This window comes from Pseudarthrobacter sp. S9 (assembly GCF_050156545.1).
GTDB lineage: Bacteria > Actinomycetota > Actinomycetes > Actinomycetales > Micrococcaceae > Arthrobacter.
Map to the genome: position 1 here is coordinate 166,483 of NZ_CP189577.1, position 22,282 is coordinate 188,764.

Consider the following 22,282-nt stretch of genomic DNA (forward strand, 5'->3'; position numbering starts at 1 on the left):
ACCGTCTTCTTTGACGGAGCCAATCGCAGGCCGTCTCCGTCGTCGCCCAGGCGGCCCTCTGCAGCGCCGAGAAAGAAATCAACCGGAAGGCGGCCTGCCCGACTGGGCCCCTTGCTGAGCCTTTCGGCGCTGGCTGGCTTGCTCCACCAGTTCTGTAATCCACGGCCGGTGCCCGCGGTGAAATACCATCCCTTCGGGCAGCCCCTGCACGGATGGGACGGAACCGGCGATATCGATGGTGATCCGGCCCCCGGCCAGAGGCGCGTTGGTGATGTGCAGGTCGCCATAGGACTCCGGGAGTACGGGATCCATCCATAGGCCGCCGCGGGAAACGTGGGCGTCATAGCGCATCAGGCTCGTCACCAGCAGGATCGGTGTGGTCGCTGCCCAGGCCTGGGGCGAGCAGGCCGTCGGATAGGGCACGGGCTCGGCGAACTGGTCCCGGCTGAAACCGCAAAACAGTTCCGGCAGCCGGCCGCCCGAGTACTCGGCCGCCTCCAGCAGGGCCGTGGAGATCCGCTGTGCCTCCGCCACAAAGCCGTAGCGCAGCAAGCCGGCCTGGATAATCGCATTGTCATGTGGCCAGACCGATCCGTTGTGGTAGCTGGCCGGGTTGTAGGCGCCCATGTCGCTTGCCAGGGTTCGCACGCCCCAGCCGCTGAACATCTCGGGGGACATCAGCCGTTCGGCCACCTGTGGGGCCTTGTCCTCGTCCACGAGGCCGAGCCATAGGCAGTGGCCCATGTTGGACGCGCACGCGTCGACCTGCCGCTTCTTTCCATCCAGGGCGACAGCGTAGTATCCGCGCTCGGGCAGCCAGAACTGCTCGTTGAACCGTTTCTTCAACTGCGCCGCTCGATCGGCGAGCTCGTCCGCCAAAGCCGCCTCACCGGCGTCGTACGCCATCCATGCGCGCGCCAAGTAGGCGGCGTAGACATAGGCCTGCACCTCGCAGAGCGCGATAGGCGGCTGGGCCAGACGGCCGTCGGCAAAATTGATTCCGTCCCAGGAGTCCTTCCAGCCCTGGTTGATCAGCCCCCGGTCGTTGAGGCGCTCATACTCGACGAAACCGTCGCCGTCCTTGTCCCCGTAGTCCCGGATCCAGTCCAGCGCGCGGTCCGCGTGAGGCAGCAATGCGGCAATGGTCTCCTTGGCGAACCCCCAGCGGCTGACTGCCCCGAGCACGTCCACGAACAGCGGCGTCGCGTCGATGCTGCCGTAGTAGATGGACTTTCCGCCCAGGGCCAAACCGCTGGAGACATCGAGCCTGACCTCATGCAGGATTTTCCCCGGTTCCTCCTCGCTCATGGGGTCCACCACGCTTCCCTGGAGGTCTGCCAGCGTCTGGAGCGTGCCCAGGGCCAGGGAGGGGTCCACCGGCAACGCCATTTCCGAGGCCCACAGCGAGTCCCGGCCGAACAGGGTCATGAACCAGGGCGCGCCGGCGGCCACCACCACGCGGTCCGGATGATTCGGGTCCTCGATGCGAAGGGCGCCCAGGTCGTCGTAGCTGCGCCGCAAAGTCCGTTCGATGGACCGGTTTCCCAAGTGCAGCACCGGAATCTTGGCCACCCACTCCTGCCAGCGCCGGTCCCGGGGGGACAACTCGTCCCCGCCAGTATGGACGAACGCCGCCGCGGTACCGGCTCCCTCGATGCCGGGCACCACGGTGAGTACCGTGCTCCACTGGCCGTGCGGCGGGACGGACACCCGGTACGTAAGGACCTCCGGTGAGACGTCTGCGCCGGGGGCCTGGATGGTGACGCTCTTCCGGATCTCCTGCCAGAGCGCCCGGATGGTCAGCGCGTCGCCGTCCGCTTGGCGGGTTTCGTCCCAGCGCCGCTGGATCCGCGCCTCCTTCACCTCAAAAAGATCCGCGAAATCCGCCTCAATCCTCAGGGAGATCACGCATTCGGCCGGCTCCAGGGAGTAATTGCGAACGGTGACCTGCTCCTGGATGCCGGTCCCCACTTCGCGCAGGCGCTCCACGATCAGCGGGCTGTCCGCATACCCGTCCGAGCGGGGAACGCGGCCGGCAAACAGCGCCCGGTAAGGCTCCTTCGTCTCCGCCGCCAGCGGCTCAAGCGGCTGGCCGTTAATGGTGAGGCTCCAGCCGGACAGGATACGGGTGTCCTGGAAGAAAAGTCCATGTGGATGTTCGGGATGGATGTCCCCGTTCGGCAAGGAGATGCAGAAGGACGATCCCTCGACCAAAGTGACCGTCCCGGCTCCTAAGGGGCCAGCCGCAGTGTCAGCATTCCATCCAGCCATGCTGGCTCCTTCCCGGCCTTCAAGACACTGGCACCAGCGTGCCCTGGCCCCTCAGGTCATGCTGCTGCCGGTCGCCGCCAAATTCTCCAACCGACGCTACTCTTGCCTGCTCCCCGATGCCAGAGCTTTCGACTCGTCGAAAACCCCTCTGGTGGAGGTACCGGCAGACCCTGGGCTTTCCTCAGCCCTGAGCCAACGTCTTCTCGGCTTCGCGAACTTTAGGTGGGGTGAAGAGAGCTCCTATGTCAGGGGACGGAAGGAACCGTGATTCCGGCGTGGCTGTGGATTTCCGTCACGGATCTGCGGGTGCTCGGCTATTTTCCAAGGTCGTGACCCCACATACCAGGCCAGTTCGTCAAGACGTCGGGCCCCGTTCAATTGACTGTTCTAGAGGTTCGGTGGCGGGACGGCACCAGGGTCCTCATAGATTGAGTAGACCGTTTCGACGTTGTCGGTGAGCCGGCCGATGTCTTCTGTGGTGATGTTGATGGCTGCCGAACGGTTGCGCAGGATCTGCACCGCCTCCGTTTGTGGCCATAGGATCCTGTCGATGTAAGTGGCGAACGAGCGGCCGCTTGCGGTGGTGTATCGCAGGACTTCCTTGGGGTCGTTCACGCGTCGGCCGAGGACGAGTTCCACGTCGACGTCTCCCAGGGGATCAACCGATTGATCGAGGTAGCTCCCAAAGATCCTCAGGCGCTGCACATAGCTGGGCTTGCCGGGATCTGCGTTGTAAGCGCGGGCACGGTCCAGCATTTCAGCGACCAGCCGATCCGCTGTTTTCCGGGTGATTGGTTTCCCGAAGCTGGCCATGGCGACGGCGTTGCCCAGGGTTGTGGTCGTCCACCAGAGGCACCCGTCGGGGGAGTGGTCTGCCCGTTCGATGTACCGGTCGCCTTCGAAGCTGTCCAGGGTGGACCTGGGGTCTGTGGCACCGAGTGTTTCCAGCAGAGATAGCGCCCATCCCTCATCAAAGTCCGTTAGTCTGACCCGGCGCAGGAAATCTCTGGCGGCCGGCGCGGGCAGTCCTGCGATGGTGTCGGTCTTTGCTATCCTCATGGGTGCCTTAGCCTGAATCCACCGGTTGGGTTTGAGAGCAGCCCGGCGTTTTAGACGGGAAATGCCCGCCTGAACAGGGAAAATAGAGCTTGTCTAGAGCAATTTTCCGTGATTCAGAAGGGCATCCCGCAGATGCAAGTTTTCCATACCCGGGCGGCGGTTTCCAGCGCGTTCGATGATCCGAATCTCGTGTCGTCGGCCGGGCTGGTCCCGGTCATGGCCCTGGCCGCCGACACAGGCCTGAGCGACCTGGTCGACGGGCACTTGAAGCTGCCGGAGTATTACGGCGCGAATGCCGGGCTGAAGGTCTCGGCCCTGGTCGCGGGGATGGCCGCCGGCGCGGACTGCATCGACGACATGGGGATCCTGCGCCACGGCGGAACGGGCAAACTGTTCCAAGGCACCTACGCGCCCTCGACGCTGGGCTCGTTCCTGCGCAGGTTCACCTTCGGACACGTCCGCCAGCTCGAGGCAGCAGCGGCCCGCTGGCTGTCCGGCCTCGCCGCGGCCACACCGCTGGCCGAAGGAATCGATGACCTGGCGCTGGTCGATATCGACGACACGATCAAGGAAGTCTACGGCTATAAGAAACAGGGCTCCGGCTACGGTTACTCCGGCGTCCGCGGGATCAACGCCCTGATCGGCACCGTCACCACCAGGCAGGCCGCCCCTGTCATTGCCGCCGCGAGGCTGCGCAAGGGCGCGGCGAACTCCGCCCGCGGTGCCGGTAAGTTCACCGCCGACCTGCTGGCCACCGTGGCCCGGCTGCGCTCGGCCCGTGCCACGGGCATGGTCCTGCTGCGCTCCGATTCGGCCTTCTACGCCCATGCGGTGGCCGCTGCCGCGGCCCGGGCCGGCGCGGAGATCTCCCTGACCGTGCGGATGGATCCGGCCGTGAAGAGGGCCATCGCAAAGATCCCGGAAACCGCGTGGGAGAAGATCGAATACACCAACGCCCTCTTCGACGAAGACAGCGGTAAATGGATCTCCGACGCCGAAGCCGCCGAAATCGGATTCACCGCGTTCACCTCGAAAAAGAAGGCCAAGCAGGTCACCGGCCGCCTCGTGGTCCGCCGGATCCCGGAACTGAACGCCAAGGCCGCCACCGGGCAGGAAACCCTGTTCGAGGCCCACCGGTTCCATGCGTTCTTCACCACCGTCGACGCCACGGTCCTGGACACGGTGACCGCGGACAAGACCCACCGCGCCCACGCGGTGATCGAGCAGGTGCACGCCGACCTGAAGAATTCCGCTTTGGCTTCGATGCCCTCGGGGAAATTCAACGCGAACGCCGCCTGGCTCCTGGCCGCAACCATGGCGTTCAACCTCACCCGCGCCGCAGGGACCCTCGCCGCCGGGCGCTTCAGCAAAGCCGAAACCGCGACCATCCGCGACAAGCTCATCAACGTGCCCGCCCGCGTCGCATCCCCGGCCCGGCGCATCACGCTCCACCTGACCGAAGCCTGGCCCTGGGAAACACCCTGGCAACGGCTCTTCGACCACGTCTACCCGCCACCGCTAACCGCCTGAACCCCGGTCAACCCAGCCGCAACGGCGCAACCAGGACCAGCAGTGGAACACCGACGGGCAGAAAGGCCCGGTACCCAGCCCTGCCCGCACGCCACAATTTCCGCCGAAACCGGAATCAGGCTACACGCCCCGGCAGGCCGGTGGATTCAGGCTTAGCGGCAGTCCAGTCCGTACATGGCGAGGACGTAGTCCAGGTCCGGGTCGGTGCGGTGGATTTCTGTCTCGTCCAGGACTTCGACCGGATCAGTGCCGAGGTTGTCGTCTCTGCGGCGCATCCAGTATGCCCAGCACACGCCGCCGCCGTACTTCGAATGGGCCCGGACCCCGGCCGCGTAGTTGCCGTCGTCCAGGACCTGCTCCCGCAGCCATGCAGCGATGTGTGTCGTCGGTTCGCGGTCCTCGCCTGCCAGCGTCGCCAAGGTAATGTCCGCGATGCCGAAAGTGTCCTCGAGCTGCTGACCGAGGTGGCGGTTCAAGGCCGCGATCGATTCAGCGGCGGTGAGATCAACCCAGCGCTTGGGGCCATTGATCTGCAGGCTGTACATCAGGCGTCCGTCGCGCCAGTTGGCCGGCAGCCAGCCCGGCACCATGTTTCCGTTCCTGGTCCAGTCGTCCTGAATCATTCTCCTGGCATCCTCCAGAGGCACGCCGAACTGCCGGGCGGCGAAAGCAATAGCGTTGCGGAAGTCCTTGGCCACCCTCGCCATGGCCAAGGCCTCGGCATATGCCGTCCTCCTGTCCCCGGCCAGGTACACCGTCGATCCAGGAGTGTCGAAACGTGACCACGAGGACCTGTCGGTGGACCCCACGGTGCGCGGCAACGGGCTTAGCGGGCCGTACGAGGATTTTGCGATCCTGTGCCCGAGGACCGGCCCATCCACAAAGGCAAGCCCCGCGGCGGAACAGACCTGCGTCAAGCGGAGAACCTGTCCTCGGTCATGGCGGCAGCGGCGCCCATAACGTCCTTGGCGCGCATGTCCCGGATTGCTTCGATCGGGGAGACCTCGCCCAGCCACGGGTTAGCGCCGACAAACCACAGCCGCGCCACGTGTTCACCTTCCACACCCGCCACAGCTGTCCATGCGCGATGCGCCAATTGGAGCCGGGCCTGCGCTTCAGCCCGCGGTTCGGGTCCGTCCGTGCGGGCCCAGCGGTAGCTGATCTTCGGGTCCTTACTGCCGGCAAGCGCTGCGACCAGCGTCGCCCCCAGAGCGCTGTTGAGTTGTCTGACGATCTCCCGGATCCCCAAGCGTGCGGTTCCGCCATGGGCGGCCCCGACGTCGATGGATATGCTCACGGCTGTCACACTCCCTCCACTAGTGCCTTAATCCTAGCGGAACAGGCACGAATTACCACCGAAAAGCCACTAAAAACGCACTAACCCCTTCTCGGAATCCCGCCGGCGCATGAACTTCACGACCGTCCCCCTCCCTGCGCTGGCTCTGTACAGCTCCCCCAGCGGCGACAGTGGCCCGCGGGCTCCCTCATTCATTGAACTGCGGGTGGTTTGAGACGATTGGGTCATGAAACATACCGTCGACACGAACCCGGACGGACAGGATTCGCTCCTGGAGTTACGGGTGCTTCTTGTCGGCAGCCATCCGGAGATCTGGCGTCAGCTGGAGCTCCGGGGCTCAACATCGCTGGATCAGATGCACGGGGTCCTGCAGGTGGCCTTTGGCTGGGAGGACGCTCATCTACACAGATTCACCGACAGCGATCCCTTCGCGCCTCTGCGGCCGATCAATGGCGCAATACCGGAGGCCCCCCAATGGCTCCCAACGCAGTGGTGCGAAGAACCGGCGGACAGGCCCGAGGAGGACTGCTCGCTGGATCAACTTCTCGCTAGGGGATCGGGGATGGCGTTCTATGAGTACGACTTCGGCGACAACTGGCTTCACCGGATCGAGCTCATTTCCCGCCGCCCGGCGACGATCAGTACTCCGCCGGCGCGGCTGATCGGCGGCGCCCGGCGCGGCCCGCTGGAAGATTCCGGGGGCATGCCCGGGTTCGAGGAGATTCTGGACGCTCTGGCCGACCAGTCCCATCCTGAACACATTGAATATTTGGCGTGGGTCGCCGAGATGACCGGCGCCGATGAGCCCTTTGATCCCGCCTTCCTTGACGTCGAAGCCATCAACCGGGAACTCATTCTGGTTCTGCACAGGCGAACTGGCCGGACTCCCTAGACCGGAAAGGGGCCTGGAGCAAAGGCAGCCATCGGCGATCCTCGCCCCGCGCACCTTGGCGTTCCATGTGCCATACCCTGGGACAATTTGCCCCCCGTATTGTCCTTCCTAGCGGCCCTCTGAGAGACCTGTCGGAGTTATCCGGTCTGAGTCGGCGGCGTCGAGACACCGGTCTGCGGAGTGGTTTCAAAAGAGGCCCAACGCAGAGGGAGCTGGGGAGTTAGGTCGTACTGTTCCTTGAGAACGTCATCGATCGATGTTTGACCAGGCAAGAGGCGAGGAGCGCCCGGCATATTCTCCATCCGTCCCCTTGGCATATCTTGACGATACGAGTACCGCGTGGGCCGACGGAGCAGACACGCAGGACCTGGACTTGGCGGCTGTAACGGCACTTATCGGCGGTCGTCGTTGCGGGCTCCGGGTTGATACACCTGACGCTCTTGTCACAGGGCAGGGATCTGCATTAACGAGCCGCGGCCCGGCTGATATGACAAGCTCTGCAGTGGCCTCATACGCAGCCAGCTACCTCCGCAGACGAACCGCAGAGGACACTGTGTGGCTCTCCGACACGGCGGAAAGCAGTCTGGACAACGAGCCCGTTGCCTCAGGCGGCTACGATAGCGGGAAACCATCGTTATCCGGCTTGCCGCCGGCGGCAAAGACGTAGGGGACAGGCATTGACTCTTCTTACACCACTGATTAGCGCGGCTCTGGGGACTATTGCCAAGCGTACTGCCGACGCCCTATTGGACCCTCAGCACAGGCTGGAAGACCGGCTCGTTTTAGAGGAGTTCATCCAAATCGGAGATCTCGACGCCGATGAAAACGCGATAATCATTACCGGCGAACAAGAAAGACTTGTCCTCAACGCCTTGCGGTCCCCGGAGTGCGGACGTCTGATTCAGACATTTATTCTTTCGAAGATGACCCTAGATCCCCATGATTTAGCCGAGGTACGTATCGAGTTCACGGACGCGTTCCAGCGACTGTTAGAAATCGAGTTCAAAGAACAAGAATTTATTGCGCGCGAGTTAGCACAATCCCTTTGGCCACTACTTGAGAACTTTGTGGCCCACGTCGGTTCAGACGCTCTCTCCAGCAACGTCAAAGGTCTCCTCACTGCCCGGAGATCCACGGACGCTGCTTCCGAAATACTACAGGACAGCGCTCCGCTACCTTTGTATGTCCGACAGCTTCTGGAGTCTATTTCTGGGTTGGAGCGTATCAAGGCCGCGAGGAATGCAGCCTTTGATATCCGCCGTGAGATCAAGAGCTCATTCGGGGTAATGAACATGGACCATCTCCTCGAAGGGGACTTCCGTGTAGATAAGAAGGACGTTTTTATCCACCGCACCCTCACCGAACGAGGGCAGTCTGCGAAAAATATCGAGACATCTGAGTTGCCTATCGGCCCAAATGGTATTGGGCGCGTTGTGGTCCTCGGCGATCCGGGAGTAGGGAAAACGACACTTCTCGGTCACATGGTTGCGGAGATCGCGTCAGATGAAGACGGCGCCATGGTTCCGATTCTGGTTACCTGCAGAAATTTTAGTCCGGATTCTGCATTTGAGATGGATAAGTGGGTTACCAGAGACTTTAGGGTGGTGCGAAGTCTGAATATAGGGGGAGGGGTGATCAAGGACATTCTGGCGACCGGTCAGGCTGTCGTGCTTTTCGATGGAATTGATGAAGTTATTGACCCCGGTCGTCGCAGTCAACTCGTCTCCGAGATTGAAGCCTTCGTGCGCAGGTACCCACTGTGCCCGGTCCTTGCAACAGCCCGCCGAGTTGGGTATGAGCGGATTGCTCTGAAAGAGAACTTCAGGGTGTTTGGTCTTCGGGAGTTCACGGACGATCAGGTCTCAGAATATGCCAGTCTCTGGTTTCTAAAGAGAAATGCTCCGGAAGTCACCCGCCGTTTTCTCATGAATTCGGAGTCGATCAAGGACATTCGGTCAAATCCACTCATGTTGTCCCTGCTTTGCGATGTGTACCGCGCGAGGGGTTATCTGCCTCGGAACCGCTTCGAAGTGTATGGAAACTGTGCAGAACTACTCTTTACCCGATGGGACTCGATGAGGGACATCGAAACGCCCCCTGACCATATGCGATACGGGGCAAGACTCTTCGAAGAACTAGCATGGCTATTTCATTCTAGTCAAAATGCCAGATCGGGAGTTGAAGAGCGACAGCTGGTTCGACTCCTCGCGGAGTTCTTTCGACGAAACGCCGGCGTGGACGTTAGTGAATCATCGTCCAGGGCGCGTCGTTTCCTTGAGTTTTGTGCCGATAGGGCATGGCTGCTTTCCGCCCAATACCGGAACGATCGCGGTGAGCGGATATTCAGCTTTACACATCGTACGTTCTTGGAGTACTACGCTGCGCAAGCGATAGTGAAAAGGTCGGAACATCTGGGTGTGATCGTTTCTGCTATCCGATCGGCTTTCGTTCACGATCCAAGTTCGGTACTTTGTGACCTAATTCTCCAGTATTACGACAGCACCAAGTATGACGGCGGAGCCGACATACTGCTTGTACTTCTCAAGGCCCCCGAACACGAGGTCGATCAGGCTGCCGAAGCACGGCTCTCACTTTGCCTTCGTTTGGCCGATGCAATCGCGCTGCCAAGCCACGTAATGGATGTTCTCGTTGATTCGATCCGCAGTGCCTGGTCCGTCTTGCCCGCTACGATGACCCGGGATTCATCGTTCGCGCTGTTCGCATTGAATAGAGATGCTCGAGCGCGCGTTATTCTTCGTGCCAAAGAATCGTACGCTTCACGGCCGCAAGTCGGTCGGCGCAGCCTTCTGAATTTGTCATTCCTCGAAGGTTTGGTTGCACGCTGGACATGGTTTGATGCACTCGGCATGACGTCGCTGGCTGACGAAGGCTGGCGAGAATCGATCGACGACCTGGTGCTACTGGGACACCAACACGAACCCTGGAAATCAGGGGAAGTGCTGACCTACATTCTTCGCCATTCCGTTGATTGCGATGTAACTTTAGCGGGTATTCCATCACAAGACCTGTTCGCCGTTCAGGCGTTCAACACCGGAGCCCCAGGACTGATAACAGACTCACTCTTTGGGCCTTCGATGCATCCCGGGTCCGCAATTGCTTGGGATGATTTGTCTGTTCGGTTCAAGTCTTCAACGAACCGAACTAGAAAAGTGGACTACGGATTGGCCCGACTAATCTGTGCAGCTCTAGAGGCAGGGAATTACAACAACTTACAGCGCCCGTCAAGAGAGATGCTGTACTGGTATGCCTTTGTCTCCTACGAATACTCCGGTGAAGCGTCGGTCTGTGAAGAAGTTGAGGATGTGACTTTCGACCACTCTCTTCTCCCGCAGATTTTCGACCAGCGGAGCGCTGCTGAGGGGGGCAGTAAGTACGAATCCGAGGACGACCCAGCGACGAACTCGTTGCTGAGTTCGGTCAACGAGGTCATTGTCGATACAAGGGATCGCCGTTGGATACGCCAATGGATACGCGGGAACTCCAGTTTGCTGGAAAGGTGACGGAAAACAGCCCGTCACTTCACTTCTACTGGCACCCCTGCGTATCAAAGGTGTGCGTATTGTCGGTGAGTAATGTCCCGCCGGCGCAGATCACTGATCGCTACGAATCCAGGAGTCAGTCGTTGTTTGAACCCGACGAAGATCGAGGCTAGGCGGAGGGCCAAGAATGACGCTTCCCTAATCGTCGAAGGGCATTGAGAAGAGGTGCCCCGCATCGGAGGTGACGGGCACACTTGTTCATTCAGGGTTCAGTTCGCCGGTCGACGTATCGGGACCACGGTTCACCTGCGGCGTCGGCATGGAGGAACGCGACTTGGTAGCTGTAGCCGAGTGCGTCGGCGACCAGTGGTGGCGGGGTGACGGAGAGGTGCTCGTCCAGTGCCCTGTTCCGTGCGCCGCGCAGGTCGAGCCCGAGGCCGCGAAGCCGAAGCATGATCGTGTTCGGGTGGAGGTGCTGGCCTGCCCTGGTTCCGGGGAAGAGCCACGGGCTTTCGGCGCCTGATGTCAATGGCCAATAGTTTGTGCCCACGGGCGGCCAGCAAAAATGCCCGCTGGGCGAGTTCTAGCGATCGTTGCAACACCCCCGAAAAATCGGGAGTTGCAACACCATGGAATCACCTTCGAAAAATAGTTCTTCCTTAAAGAAAAAATCGCCTTCAACGGAAAAATCGGCGCGCCTGGCCGGAGCGCCGGGGAAGCGTCATCAGCAGTCCCATACCCGTGCGCAAAGACAGGATTTCCTTTCCGCCGTGGAGCGGTTGGGAAGTGTTGCCGCGGCGGCCAAGGAGCTCGGCATCAACCGGAGCACGTGCCAGAAGTGGGCGAACGCTGCCGGGATCAGGCCTCAGCGCCTGTACACCCAGGCGGACAAGGACCAGTTCCATGCCGTTCTGGACCGGACCGGCACCATCACCGCGGCGGCCCAGGAGCTGGGATTGAACATCAGCACCGCGCACAACTGGGCCGGCAGGGTCAGCGCGGCAGCCCGGCAACTCGGTCTGAACCATTCCACCTGCTCCAACTGGGCCAGTGCCGCGGGCGTGGTCTCCGTCAGTCCGCGAGGCCCATCAGCGAAGCAGCTTCGCTACCTGCGCCTGCGCCAAGAAGGAGCCGGCCGGAGGGACGCCGCCCTTGCAGTCGGCGCCAGCAAACCGAGCTCCTACGCATGGGACCGGCAACAGGCTGCAAGGGACACGGCCGCTGCCGGGGGCCACACTGCGGATCTGCCGTATAAACAGGACGTGACAACTACTTTTGCGGAACCCTTGGCCCCTGCGGCGGCACCTGAGCTGACGGCAGCGGCGGCGGCGGAGCCGTCACCCGCTCCGGTGGCCCTGGAAGCCCTGGAAGCCCTGGAGCAGTCCGTCAGCGCCCGCTACCTGTCCCTGTCCGAGCGGGAGAGCATCGCGGACCTGCGCTCCCAAGGAACCTCAATGCAGGCGATCGGCAGGGCACTGGGCCGCTCCGTGGGCACCATCAGCCGCGAGATCAAACGCAACAGCCACCCCGTGCTCGGCTACCAGCCCTACGGCGCCCACCGGGCCGCCACCGCGGCCCGGGCGCGGCCCAAGGACAGTAAGCTGGCAGAACCCGGGGAACTGCACGACTACGTGAAAACCAGGCTCCTCACCCGCTGGTCCCCGCAACAGATTTCGAAGCTGCTGATCAAGGAATTCCCCGATGACGAGCAGATGCGCGTGAGCCCCGAAACGATCTACCAGGCCCTCTACCTCCAGGCCCGCGGCGGACTCAAACGCGAGGTCAAAGAGGCCCTGCGCACCGGGCGGACCCGCCGCAAAAAGCACAAGAATCCCGAAGAACGCACCAGCCGTTTCCGGGACCCGATGATCAACATTTCCGAACGCCCCGCCGAGATCGAAGACCGCGCCGTCCCGGGTCACTGGGAATCTCAATGCTGTTGTCAAGCAGCCTGGACGCAAATGGCGGCGGCCGGCTCCCGGTATTCGGTGTGGTCGCGGAGCATGGCCCAGATGACGTTGATGCGGCGTCGGGCAAGTGCGATAAGCGCCTGTTTGTGGGACTTTCCCTCGCCGCGTTTCCGGTCGTAGTAGGTTCTGGAAGCGGGGCTGTTTTTCAAGCTGGAGAGGGCGGCGAGGTAGCAGGTTCGGAGGAGTCTGCGGTTGAATCGGCGCGGCCGGTGCAGGTTTCCGCTGATCCGGCCGGAATCGCGTGGGACCGGAGCCAACCCGGCGACGCTGGCGAGCCGGTCGACGGAGTCGAATCCGTCCAGGTTACCGCCGATGTTCGCGAGAAAAGTAGCCGCGAGTACGGGCCCGAACCCAGGCATACTCAGCAGAACATCGGCGCTGTCGTGCTGCCTGAACAGGTCCGTGATCTGGGCATCGACGTCTGCGATCTCTGCATCGGTTGAGCTGATCTGATCGGCCAACCGGACGACCAGGGCCGATCCCATGGATTGGGCAGGCAGGACGGTGTGCTGGGCGTTTGCAGCCGCAAGTGCCTTCTCCGCCATCTTTGCACTGTTCCGGCAGCCGCGTTTTCTCAGCCAGCCAGTAAGCCGCGTCAGTCCTATCCGGCGGATGCCCTCGGGGGTCTGATAGCCGCTCAGAAGGGTCAGAGGAGCCTTCTTGGAGTAGTCGAAGGCCCGCTCGAGCGCAGGGAAGTATTCCAACAAGGTGGCCCGGAGCCGGTTGATCGCCCGGACACGGTCGCAAATCAGATCGGTGCGGCGGGCAGTGAGCATACGCAGGTCCACACTGATCTGGTCTGCGCTGCGAACGGGTTGCAGGTCGGTGCGCATGCGGGCCTGGTCAGCGATGATCCTGGCGTCTTTCGCGTCGGTCTTTCCATCCCCCCGATAGGTCGCTGCGGCGTGATGCACGATCCGTCCAGGGATATAGAGCAGGTGCTGAGCGTGTGCTGCCAGCAGCTCGATCAGCAGCGCCGCGCCGCCGGCGTTCAGATCAGTAGCCCAGCAGATCTCACCACCGGCCGCGCTCTCCGCGGTTTCGGCGATGAGCTGGAGCAACGCGGTTTCGTCGTTCTCGACCCGTTTTGACAGCAGCACCGTCCCGGATTGGTCGATCACAACGCAATGATGGGCACTCTTGCCCGAGTCGATTCCTGCCCACACGTCCGGCATGTCTTTCGGTCCCTTCGATCAGCTCCAATTTGGTTGGCCCCTGTCGATAACCACGCCGGCACGTCCTTACCCAACGATCAATGTCGTAAGTCTCAATCAGCGGTCGAGTCATCGGCGGGCAGCGGGCGGCCATTCCCAGTGAGCCGTCCAAGCGGCAGGGAGATCTGGGCCATACCCACCACCCGAGGGTGATCGAAACACTACGACAGCTCCGAAGTCACCCACAACAAAATCGTAAGGAGGGGGATTTGATCACCGGAGCCTACAACCAGTCGGCGATCGCAACCCTGGTGGAACGCACCACCCGCTACGTGATGTTGGTGCACCTGCCGGTGGACCACACCGCCGAATCGGTCCGCGACGGGCTGATCAAGACCATGGGAACCCTCCCGGCGCACCTGCGCGGATCCCTCACCTGGGACCAGGGAGCCCAAACGGCCAAACACAAGGCCTTCAGCATCGCCACCGACATGGACGTCTACTTCTGCGACCCAGCCAGCCCCTGGCAACGCGGATCCAACGAGAACACCAACGGGCTGCTGCGCCAATACTTCCCCAAGGGCACCGACCTGAACGCCTACGGGCCCGAGGACCTCGAGCACGTCGCCCAGGAACTCAACGCCCGACCACGCAAAACACTGGACTGGGACACCCCAGCCGAGCGTCTTCGTGGTTTACTGATAGCCAGCTAACCTCGGGTGTTGCATCGACCCCTAGAATTCGCCCCAGCGGGCAGTTCCGTGGCCGCCTATGGGCAGTTTTTCATGGCCGCTAACAGCCTGATCCTGTTCTGAGGTTGGGGCGGTTCCGGAGGTGCTGGCTGAGGAGTTCCGCGAACGGCTGTGGGACGGGCACCGGATGCGTGCCAAGGGAGATCGTGATCGTGTCGGTGGTGTCGTTGACGGTGATTGCTTCGGTGCGGAGCGCGGCCACCCGGACCAGGGGTTGGGCATAGAGGAGGAGCAATGTCCCGGCGACTCTGTAGGGCAGGGATTCGCTGGTGCCTGTGAGCAGTTCCTTTAACCAGGCAAGGCGTTGTTCCTGCGGGATGGCGGGCCGGCCTTTAGCGGCGTAGTGCCCGATTTCGACCCGCATATTCGTGCCGGTCTTTTTCGCGAAGATGAAGAAGGTCCGGATGGCTTTTCTGGTGGTCGGTCCTGTCGTGAGCCAGGTGTCCACGTCCTGCTGGGTGCAGGTGGAGGCGGTGCGGTGGTGGTTCTGCCAGAGCCAGTCGAGGAACTTGATGGTTTCGGTGATCTCCTGTTTGGCTGCGTGCACCGGGCTTTGGACCGATTTGTCCGGCGTTGCCATGGCGCGGATGCGTCTGAGGTGGTGCCATTTGGCGAAATGCTCGACGGGTTTGGCAACTTCGGCGGGCAGGGAGCGGAGCTTGTTGTCGATCCAGGCTTCGAAGCGGTTCAGGTAGGGGTCCTGGTGGGGGAGGAGCCCGTGATGGACGAGTAGGGCCCGGAGATGGTCGGCTGCCCGTCCTGCCGTTTCGCGGTGACTGTCGAGGCCGTCGTGGGTCAGGGGAGTCTGTCCGCTCGCGACGGCCGTCAGGAGTGCCTGGACCTTGGCGGAGCGTTTCCAGGTGATGATGCTTTCCGGTCGATCGGCTTGGCAGAGGACGTCGACCAGGCGGTTTGCAGTTGTCCGATCCGCCGGATGAGTGAGCAGCAGGGCGGTGAGGTCGTCCCGGAGTGCGCAGCGGGCGCAGATGCCGCGGCGGTAGAACTCACCTTCGTGGCTGCAGCGGGCGCAGTGGAAGTTGTGGAGGATACCGGCGCAGGGGGCGCATCGTGGTCCTCCATCCTCTGCGGGTGGGCCGGGGAGCAGTCTGTGCTGCCTGCAGTCGGGGCAGGTGCCGTGGGTGCGGGTTGCCACGGTGAAGCAGGGACCGCAGATCTTGCCTTCCGGCCAGGTCGCCCTGGTCTTGCCGGCGTTGCGGCCGCAGCGGGCGCACTGGACGGTTCCGGTTGTGCGGGGCCGGCCGCGGACGGTGTTGCGCGGGGTGAGTCCTTCCGGGTGTTCAGTGGCCATCGTCGATGATGCGGGCGCGGCGCGGGCGGACGGTGCGGTTGAGGTCCACGACGTTGGGGGAGTTGGCGGTTCCGGTCTTGCGTGCCCGGACGTCGGCTGCGGTGACGGTGATGAGGTCTTCGGGGCCGCAGGAGAAGATGTCGCAGATCGCGGCGATGACCTGCAGGGCGACCCGTTCGGGCTTCTGGTTGACGATGCGGTAGACCTGCGGCCGGGACAGGATGATTCCGCGTTCGGCGAGCAGGGGGATGAGGTCGGTGGTGTTGTGAAGGCCCCGGGCTGCCATCAGTTCGGAGAGCCGCCACGTGTATTCGACCTGGCGCTTCATCGCTGACCTCCCGATTGTTTGCCGAGTGCCTGGTCCATCGTGCGGTCCAGGGACGCCCGCAGCGTGGTGTTGCGGAAGTCGTCGCTGACGAATTGGTAGATGCCGGTGGTGGAGGCGTACTCGTGGCCCATTTGGTATTGCACGAATCTAGGATCCCATCCGGCCTCCAAAAGGTGCGTGGCGTAGGAGCGCCGCAGGGAATGCAGGTCCAGTCCGTCCGAAGGCATCCCCAGCTCGTCGAGGTAACGCCGGAGGCGCCGCAGGAGGGTGGACTCCACGATCAGGCCGCCGCGTTCGCTGGGGAAGAGGTCGAGGGTGTGAAGGGTTCCCCGGCCGTTGGCGAGCCAGTCCTCGAGGACGCCGGCGGTCCAGTCGAAGACTGTCAGGACGCTGCGGGGCTTGGGCGGTGATGCCCTGCGGGACTTGCCGAACCGGACCTCGCAGACACCGAATTTCCCGAATTTGCGTGCGTGCGGGTTGGTTGCGAAGTCGATGGTCTGCAGGTGACGCAGCTCATTGAACCGCAGCCCGTAGGAATAGGCCACCTTGAGCATCACAGCGTCGCGGTAGGCCGCCTGCCAGCCCTTCTTGCCGGTGGCCTCAATGAGTTCGACCTCGTCGTCGGCGCGGTCGAAGAGCTTCTGGGGCTCCTCCCTGGTGAAGGGGCGCTTGGACGGTCGGCCTTCGAATTCCTGCACATGCGGTGCGGTGTTCCACTCGTAGAAAACCTGGGCCGGATGGGTACCAAAGCGCTGTTCGCAGACCCTGTCCCAGCCATAATCGGGGTTGGCGACATAGGACGTGAAGTGCCGCAGCGCGGACTGGTGGGCGCGCAGCGTCGAGTGGCTCAAGTGCCGGATCGAGCGCAGATCCCCGAAATACTCCTCGACATGGGCGGGGGTCCAGTGCCAGGGAAACTCATTGATGTGGTCTACAAACCTGCGAACGTACCGGATGCGCTGGTCAATGGTGTCGAACTTCAGGTTGCGCGAGAGCTGCTGGTTCCGCCAGCCATCCAGCATCTGATCGAAGGTCTGCTGTTCGGGATGAAGCAGCTGGACGGAGCCCAGAAGGTGCACCCGACCGGATCCATCGACTGCCATTCCGCCTCCCAAACCTGCTCCAAAATCTGAATCAATGTTTCATTAAATGCATCATCTCAGCAAATCCGCAGGTCAGAGGCGTTTTTTCTGTCATTCGGCGCGCTGACCCGGCCCGCCCAGTCATGACTGGGAACATCGATTGGAGTCGGATAAAACCCCCGAACGCCGCGGCGCAAGGCACCTCCAACGCGTGGCGCGGAATTCCGCGGGAGATGTCCTGTCTCATCGGATCTGAGACAGGGGGCCCTTGTTTTCCGGGGTTTGTCTCAGGTTTCTGAGACGGTTTGAGGCCGGTTGTCTCACTTTAGTTGAGATACGCAGTGTTTCCGGCGTGTGTTCGCCGTCGTCGTCGGCGTTCAGGTGAGGGTGTCCTGTCCAGTGAATCCTGGCCGCCAGTCTTCCTGCATCCAGTGTTGCAGCGGGTCCTGGTAACCGCGGGGGTGCCAGCCGTCGGTGATGCTTTCGCCGACGCGGTCAAGGAAAGGGCCTGGGTGCTGGCTGTGGGCGATTTCCGCCCAGCGGGCGGAAGCAATCAGAGCGGCCAGTTCGATTGTCGGCGGGTAGAGGGCGGCCCAAAGTGCGGCAGGCTCGAGGATGCATGAAGAGCGCGTCCCGGAGATCAAGGCACGGTAACGGTCCGTGAATGGCCCGAAGTGCCGGTATTGCTCGAACCACCGGTAGTTGATGTGGCTGGAAATATGGAAGGCCGTGCGGACGCATGGTCGTCCGTGGCGGCTGATGAGGTTGCGGTGGTGCCGGTTGGCCGCGGTGATCTCCGGGCAGCGACCCAGACCGGGTTGCCCGTCGGGGCTGTCGGTGCCGTGCCCGGTCCATCGTCGGTGGATCGGGCAAAGAACCTGTTCATGGGTTCGGTAGATTTCGATGCGGCTGTCCCCGGTGCGCGAGAGCGCGCAGTGGTTGCATGCGAAGCCGGTGATCCGCGGTAGGGGGCCGGCCGGCAGCTTGTGCAGGGGGCTTGCGGTTGTCCGGTATGCACCGAGTTGGGGCATCGCCAGCATCAGGGTGCCCGGGTCGTGGCAGGTCAGGACGCCGAGGCTCTCACCCCATGGTTCCCCGGCCCGCGGCAGCAGGCCTTTGAGGATTCCTGACGGCAGGTGGTTCCTTCGTTCCAGGCGCAGGATGAAGGATGCGGTGGTTTCACGGGGATAGAGGCGCACCCGGATCGGCAAGGGCCGCAGCTGAGGAGTCGACGTGCTGCCGGGATTCACGACCGCCCTTTGACCGTCCGCGGCGTGCCCGGGCTTGCGGTCTCGGCTGCGTGGTCGATGAGCGTCTGGTCAAGCAGTGCCCTGTCGATGGCTTCGGATCCGTCAAGGATGGTCGTGATGGCTGCCTGCCTGATCAGGTGCGAGAGGCTGCTGATGCTGCCGCCGGTTCGGTGGTGGAGGTATTTTGCTTCGGCGGTCAGCGTTCCTGGTTGATGGCGGTGCAGCCGCAGGGCCGTTTCCAGGGAGGCAACGAGAGACTTGAATTCCTGGGCGTAGGGGAACGCGCCGGTGGACTTGAGCACCGACGCGGGCCGAGAGTTGGCGGCCGCGCAGGCCGGTGAAGAGACCGGAATTCTCGACCTCGATCCCGGCATAGACGAAAGTGGCCGGCATGTGTTCAGCGAAGTACTTCAGATGGTCTGACATGTCTTCGCCCGCGCTGGTGGCCAGGTTGAGGTTGTGGATCTCGTCCACGATGACGAGATCCGTCCGGGCATCGGTGAGGACCTGGCAGACGGCGTCTGCGATGTCGGTGATGTTCTGGCGGGGCCGTTGCGGCAGCCCGAGGAAGTTCGCGAATTCACTGGCCAGCTTCCGTGGCGAGCCCTTCGGGGGAGTCGTGATGTAGACCACGGGGATGCGTTCCTGGCCGGGGTATTTCATCCTGACCTTTAACTCGTGGGTCTTGCCCAGCAGTTTGATGGCCGTGGTTTTCCCTGATGCCCAGGGCCCGGAGACGACCAGTCCGCGCCGGGCACTGATTTCGCGCTGGTTGAGCATCATCAGCAGCCGGCCCTGCTGAGTGATGTCCTGCACCGTCGAGGTCTCAATGATGATGAGCTCGGAGTGGTAGCTGATGCGAAGTTCGTTATATTGTTCCCGCTCCACCGGGCCGAGCCCCGCCAGGTCCTGGGCGGGCAGGAGGGTCACGTCGGGCGCCTCGGAGTCAACATAGCTGCGCCAGCCCTGCAATGTTGTTGTCGGCGCGCGGCTGATACTGGGGAATTCCGGGATTACCACCATTGTCTGGCCTTCTCGTGGGCATCGTATATTTTCAGCGGGATGATCTGTTCCGGATCTTCCCGGACCGTGTCCGGTATTTCCGGCCCGGCAGCAGGCGGGGGTCCTTGCAGGGTCCGGGCAGCGGGGCCGGCTCCCGGGGTGCTCCGTGCGGTGGCCCGGTTGCGGGCCAGGATCCGGCGGTCTTTCTTGCCGTGCGGCGCTTTGATACCGGTGTCCGCTCCTGCCTTGGCCAGCAGTTGGTCGACGGCTTCCTTGATGCTCTCTTCGCTCGGAGAGGTGATGCCGCGTTCGCTCACGATGCGTCGTCCGTGTTCCCAGACGGCGTCACCGAAGGGCTGCGCGCCGGCGTGCAGCCGCTGCCAGAAGGCGGTGATCCAGCCGCCGTCACGTTCGTTTCTGATCCAGACCCTGCTGACGTCGTACGGGTCATAGCGGACTTCCCACCGGTCCTTCAGCAGCTTCACCCCGGACTTTTGGCCGCGGTAGGGATTCAGCTCCCGGGCATCGTAGACGCGGTGGTTGAGTTTGATGCCGTAGGAGTTGATCGCCCGGCTCCGCGAGGGCATCAGTTCAATGTAGTCCTCGGCTCCCAGCGGCAGCGCGACGTAGCCGGTAACCGCCACCAGGGAGGCGTACTTTTCGTTGGGGGTGAAGACCCGGGAGGGCATAAAGGGGTCCCGCAGTCCCTCGTGCGGACGGTTCTGCCAGTGCGTGATGATCCATTCGTCCAACAGGTCCTGCAACTCCACCATCGAAAAGACGGCGGTCTTCTCCGCTTCCTTGCCGCGCCGTTCCACGGAGGATCCCAGATAGCCGGCTGTGTATTGGGCGAAAAGGGTGCCGATGGACTGCAGGGTGCGTTCCACGACGGGCTTATCGGTCGGCGTATCGGGATGGGCCGGCTGCAGGCTGATTCCAAGGGCACGGCACCCCGTGCGGAAGGCGTCGGAAAGGTACGCCTTGCCGTGGTCGAACACGATGGTGTCCGGAATGATCACGGGCTTGGCCGCGGCGCTGGCCAGACGTTCGTCGATGCTGCGCAGGGATTTGAACGGCAACGCCGAAGCTGCCATGGACACCGCTTCCGGCCACCCGGGGCGCATGGGTTCGGGCGTGACGCAGCGGGCCAGCAGGAACGCGGCGTCCACGGCTTTCGTGGTCGGCTGCAGAACGGCCGCGGCGATGCTGCGGGTCGCGATATCGATCAGGGCCGTCAGCTCCACCCGCCCGGTCACCCCGTCGCCGAAGTCGACGGCTACGTCCAGGGGAGTGGAGTCGATCTGCATCAGTTCCCCCGGCCGCACCGGGTAGACGGCGCTGAACGGTGCACACGGCTGCTGGTCGAGGGTCCGGCGGGTCCGGGCCGATCCGGTGGCATGCCTGCCTTCCCTGAGCCGGCCGACGAGCCGGTGGAAAGTCGCCCGTGACGGAACGGGCACCTGCCCGTCCGGATACTCGGAGACCACCGCCTTGTTGACCTGGCTGCGGAGTCTGTCCATGGATCCGGTCGACTGCTGGAGATTCTGTTTAAGGACCTTCAGCAGGACGTCGACGTAGCGCTGGTCCGCGTTGCCGGTCAGTGATCCCCGGCGGACGATCCTGCGGTCGACCAAGCCCATCACCCCCTGCGTCTCGTAGTCCTTGCGCAGGCGCTGGAGAGTGCTGACACCGATGCTCTGACCGGCCGCAGCCAGTTCGGCGTGTTTGGCCAGGGTCCGCTGCCGCAGCGATGTCGCGTCAACGTTGTACTCGGCTCTTGGCGATGTTCCCGGGTCGGCGTCGCAAGGGATTCCGTCCAGCATCTCGGTGATATGACGCTCCATGGCCAGAGCCTCATCCTGAACAGTGGCCGGCAGGGCGCCGAAAATCCGTGGTCTGCACAGCGGGCGCCGCCGGGATCCCGAGGCCACGGCGAGGGAAAATGTCGGATCGGATACCAGGGCGCTGACCTGGATGGCGATGGGTGCCAAGCCCGGGGCCGACAGCATGGCCAGAGCACCGTCCAGACCGGTCAGGCGATAACTGGCTCCCTTGAAGCTGACGCTGTCGCCGATATTGAGCCCGGCCTGTCGGCGGTCGTTCACGGGGCACCGGCCGTAATCGGTGTGCGTGGGGACAGGGGAGCGGCACCCAGATCGGCGCTCAGGCGGTGGTTCCAGAGCAAATAGTAGACCGAGGGCAGGACGGCGATCGGGTCTCCGACGCTCCTGGCCACGGATTCGATCGTGGGCCGGCCGGACGACGAGACCGCTTCCAGGAGCGGTGCGATGATGCCCGGATCCAGGCAGCGTTCATGCCGGAATCCCGAGAGCCAGCGGACATTGGCGACACGTGCGCCGGATAGCTCTCCCACGAGTTCATACGACCAGCCGACTGTCTCGCAGGCTTGCCTGGTCGCTTCGAAGATCTCTCGGTCTCGAGTTTTGATCCGGGCTTCGGGCCGGACATCGATCACCACGGCATCGCCGTCCGTCAGCCGCAGGAAGTAATCAGGGACATGGCAGCGGCGGCTGCCGGCGAGTTCGAAATCCAGCCGGAACGGCTGCGAGGAGATTCCGGTGACGGCCGGGTCGAAATCCCTGAACATGAGGTGATCGCGCTCAAGCCAGGACTCAAAACCCACATGCCGTCCGGTCGTGGCGCACCACCACGAGCCCGTGAAATTCCGCTGGCCCTTGTATGAGCGCAGCCGCCGCACAGGAGAGTAGTCCTCGAACGGCAGCATCCATGATTTCGACAGCGTCGAGGACAACGGCAACTCGAACGGAAGTTCGCGCGCAGAAACAAGGCACTCCGACAAGGAGTTCCACGGGTGAATCTCCACGACAGCTGTGGCGCCTGCCATGCCCCTACGCTAACGCGAGC

The 22,282-nt window shown here is 62.9% G+C and carries 15 protein-coding genes and 3 pseudogenes; 5 read left to right on the forward strand and 13 right to left on the reverse strand.

The genetic code is table 11. The features are described from left to right. Positions 1-78: 78 nt before the first annotated feature. On the reverse strand, positions 79-2,271 hold the full coding sequence (locus ACQCSY_RS22815) for an amylo-alpha-1,6-glucosidase (protein ID WP_211878378.1): 2,193 nt from the start codon (positions 2,269-2,271) through the stop codon (positions 79-81). Positions 2,272-2,658: 387 nt separating this feature from the next. Beyond that, positions 2,659-3,330 (reverse strand): hypothetical protein, encoded by a 672-nt coding sequence (locus tag ACQCSY_RS22820; RefSeq protein ID WP_427136580.1) that lies wholly within the window; start codon positions 3,328-3,330, stop codon positions 2,659-2,661. Between the two features lie 132 nt (positions 3,331-3,462). Here ACQCSY_RS22820 and ACQCSY_RS22825 point away from each other — a divergent pair, with 132 nt between their 5' ends. After that, the gene (locus ACQCSY_RS22825) at positions 3,463-4,860 is read left to right on the forward strand and encodes an IS1380 family transposase (protein ID WP_427136620.1); all 1,398 of its coding nucleotides are present in this window, start codon (positions 3,463-3,465) and stop codon (positions 4,858-4,860) included. Between the two features lie 152 nt (positions 4,861-5,012). On the opposite strand, the gene ACQCSY_RS22830 is transcribed toward ACQCSY_RS22825, so the two are convergent. Both ACQCSY_RS22830 and ACQCSY_RS22835 read right to left on the reverse strand, forming a co-directional pair. Further along, on the reverse strand, positions 5,013-5,777 hold the full coding sequence (locus ACQCSY_RS22830) for a hypothetical protein (RefSeq protein WP_427136581.1): 765 nt from the start codon (positions 5,775-5,777) through the stop codon (positions 5,013-5,015). Then, a complete protein-coding gene (locus tag ACQCSY_RS22835) occupies positions 5,774-6,157 on the reverse strand; it encodes a hypothetical protein (protein WP_427008505.1) in 384 nt (127 codons plus the stop codon). The genes ACQCSY_RS22830 and ACQCSY_RS22835 overlap by 4 nt, the downstream gene beginning before the upstream one ends. 226 nt (positions 6,158-6,383) lie before the next feature. Here ACQCSY_RS22835 and ACQCSY_RS22840 point away from each other — a divergent pair, with 226 nt between their 5' ends. Beyond that, complete coding sequence (locus ACQCSY_RS22840) at positions 6,384-7,049, forward strand: plasmid pRiA4b ORF-3 family protein (RefSeq protein WP_427136582.1); 666 nt, start codon at positions 6,384-6,386, stop codon at positions 7,047-7,049. A 677-nt stretch (positions 7,050-7,726) separates the two neighbouring features. Then, on the forward strand, positions 7,727-10,570 hold the full coding sequence (locus ACQCSY_RS22845; RefSeq protein WP_427136583.1) for an NACHT domain-containing protein: 2,844 nt from the start codon (positions 7,727-7,729) through the stop codon (positions 10,568-10,570). A 241-nt stretch (positions 10,571-10,811) separates the two neighbouring features. Here the strand turns inward: ACQCSY_RS22845 and ACQCSY_RS22850 are convergent, their stop codons facing one another. Continuing rightward, positions 10,812-11,078, reverse strand: a complete 267-nt coding sequence (locus tag ACQCSY_RS22850; protein ID WP_427136584.1) for a hypothetical protein — start codon at positions 11,076-11,078, stop codon at positions 10,812-10,814. A gap of 835 nt (positions 11,079-11,913) precedes the next feature. Here ACQCSY_RS22850 and ACQCSY_RS22855 point away from each other — a divergent pair. Beyond that, positions 11,914-12,477, forward strand: a pseudogene (locus ACQCSY_RS22855) (IS30 family transposase); the annotation flags it as partial. A 14-nt stretch (positions 12,478-12,491) separates the two neighbouring features. Here ACQCSY_RS22855 and ACQCSY_RS22860 read toward each other — a convergent pair. Next, entirely contained in the window at positions 12,492-13,694 is a 1,203-nt protein-coding gene (locus ACQCSY_RS22860; RefSeq protein ID WP_426996965.1) for an IS110 family transposase, read from the reverse strand. A 239-nt stretch (positions 13,695-13,933) separates the two neighbouring features. Between ACQCSY_RS22860 and ACQCSY_RS22865 the strand changes: the two are divergent. Then, positions 13,934-14,386, forward strand: a pseudogene (locus ACQCSY_RS22865) (IS30 family transposase); the annotation flags it as partial. A 79-nt stretch (positions 14,387-14,465) separates the two neighbouring features. Here ACQCSY_RS22865 and ACQCSY_RS22870 read toward each other — a convergent pair. The 7 genes and pseudogenes from ACQCSY_RS22870 to ACQCSY_RS22900 all read right to left on the reverse strand — a co-directional run bounded on the left by ACQCSY_RS22870 (position 14,466) and on the right by ACQCSY_RS22900 (position 22,262). Next, complete coding sequence (locus ACQCSY_RS22870; RefSeq protein WP_427136585.1) at positions 14,466-15,734, reverse strand: recombinase XerD; 1,269 nt, start codon at positions 15,732-15,734, stop codon at positions 14,466-14,468. Next, on the reverse strand, positions 15,724-16,062 hold the full coding sequence (locus ACQCSY_RS22875) for a helix-turn-helix domain-containing protein (RefSeq protein WP_427136586.1): 339 nt from the start codon (positions 16,060-16,062) through the stop codon (positions 15,724-15,726). The genes ACQCSY_RS22870 and ACQCSY_RS22875 overlap by 11 nt, the downstream gene beginning before the upstream one ends. Further along, on the reverse strand, positions 16,059-17,165 hold the full coding sequence (locus tag ACQCSY_RS22880) for a tyrosine-type recombinase/integrase (protein WP_427136587.1): 1,107 nt from the start codon (positions 17,163-17,165) through the stop codon (positions 16,059-16,061). The genes ACQCSY_RS22875 and ACQCSY_RS22880 overlap by 4 nt, the downstream gene beginning before the upstream one ends. A 356-nt stretch (positions 17,166-17,521) precedes the next feature. Then, on the reverse strand, positions 17,522-18,394 hold the full coding sequence (locus tag ACQCSY_RS22885; protein WP_427136588.1) for a hypothetical protein: 873 nt from the start codon (positions 18,392-18,394) through the stop codon (positions 17,522-17,524). Next, a pseudogene (locus ACQCSY_RS22890) lies at positions 18,391-19,417 on the reverse strand (TniB family NTP-binding protein). Before ACQCSY_RS22890 ends, ACQCSY_RS22885 begins: the two are co-directional and overlap by 4 nt. Continuing rightward, positions 19,408-21,501 carry a Mu transposase C-terminal domain-containing protein gene (locus tag ACQCSY_RS22895; RefSeq protein WP_427136589.1) on the reverse strand — a complete coding sequence of 698 codons (2,094 nt, stop codon included), beginning with the start codon at positions 21,499-21,501 and terminating at the stop codon, positions 19,408-19,410. The pseudogene ACQCSY_RS22890 and the gene ACQCSY_RS22895 overlap by 10 nt, the downstream one beginning before the upstream one ends. After that, positions 21,498-22,262: a TnsA-like heteromeric transposase endonuclease subunit gene (locus tag ACQCSY_RS22900; RefSeq protein WP_427136590.1), complete on the reverse strand. Its 765-nt coding sequence runs from the start codon at positions 22,260-22,262 to the stop codon at positions 21,498-21,500. The genes ACQCSY_RS22895 and ACQCSY_RS22900 overlap by 4 nt, the downstream gene beginning before the upstream one ends. Positions 22,263-22,282: the final 20 nt, after the last annotated feature.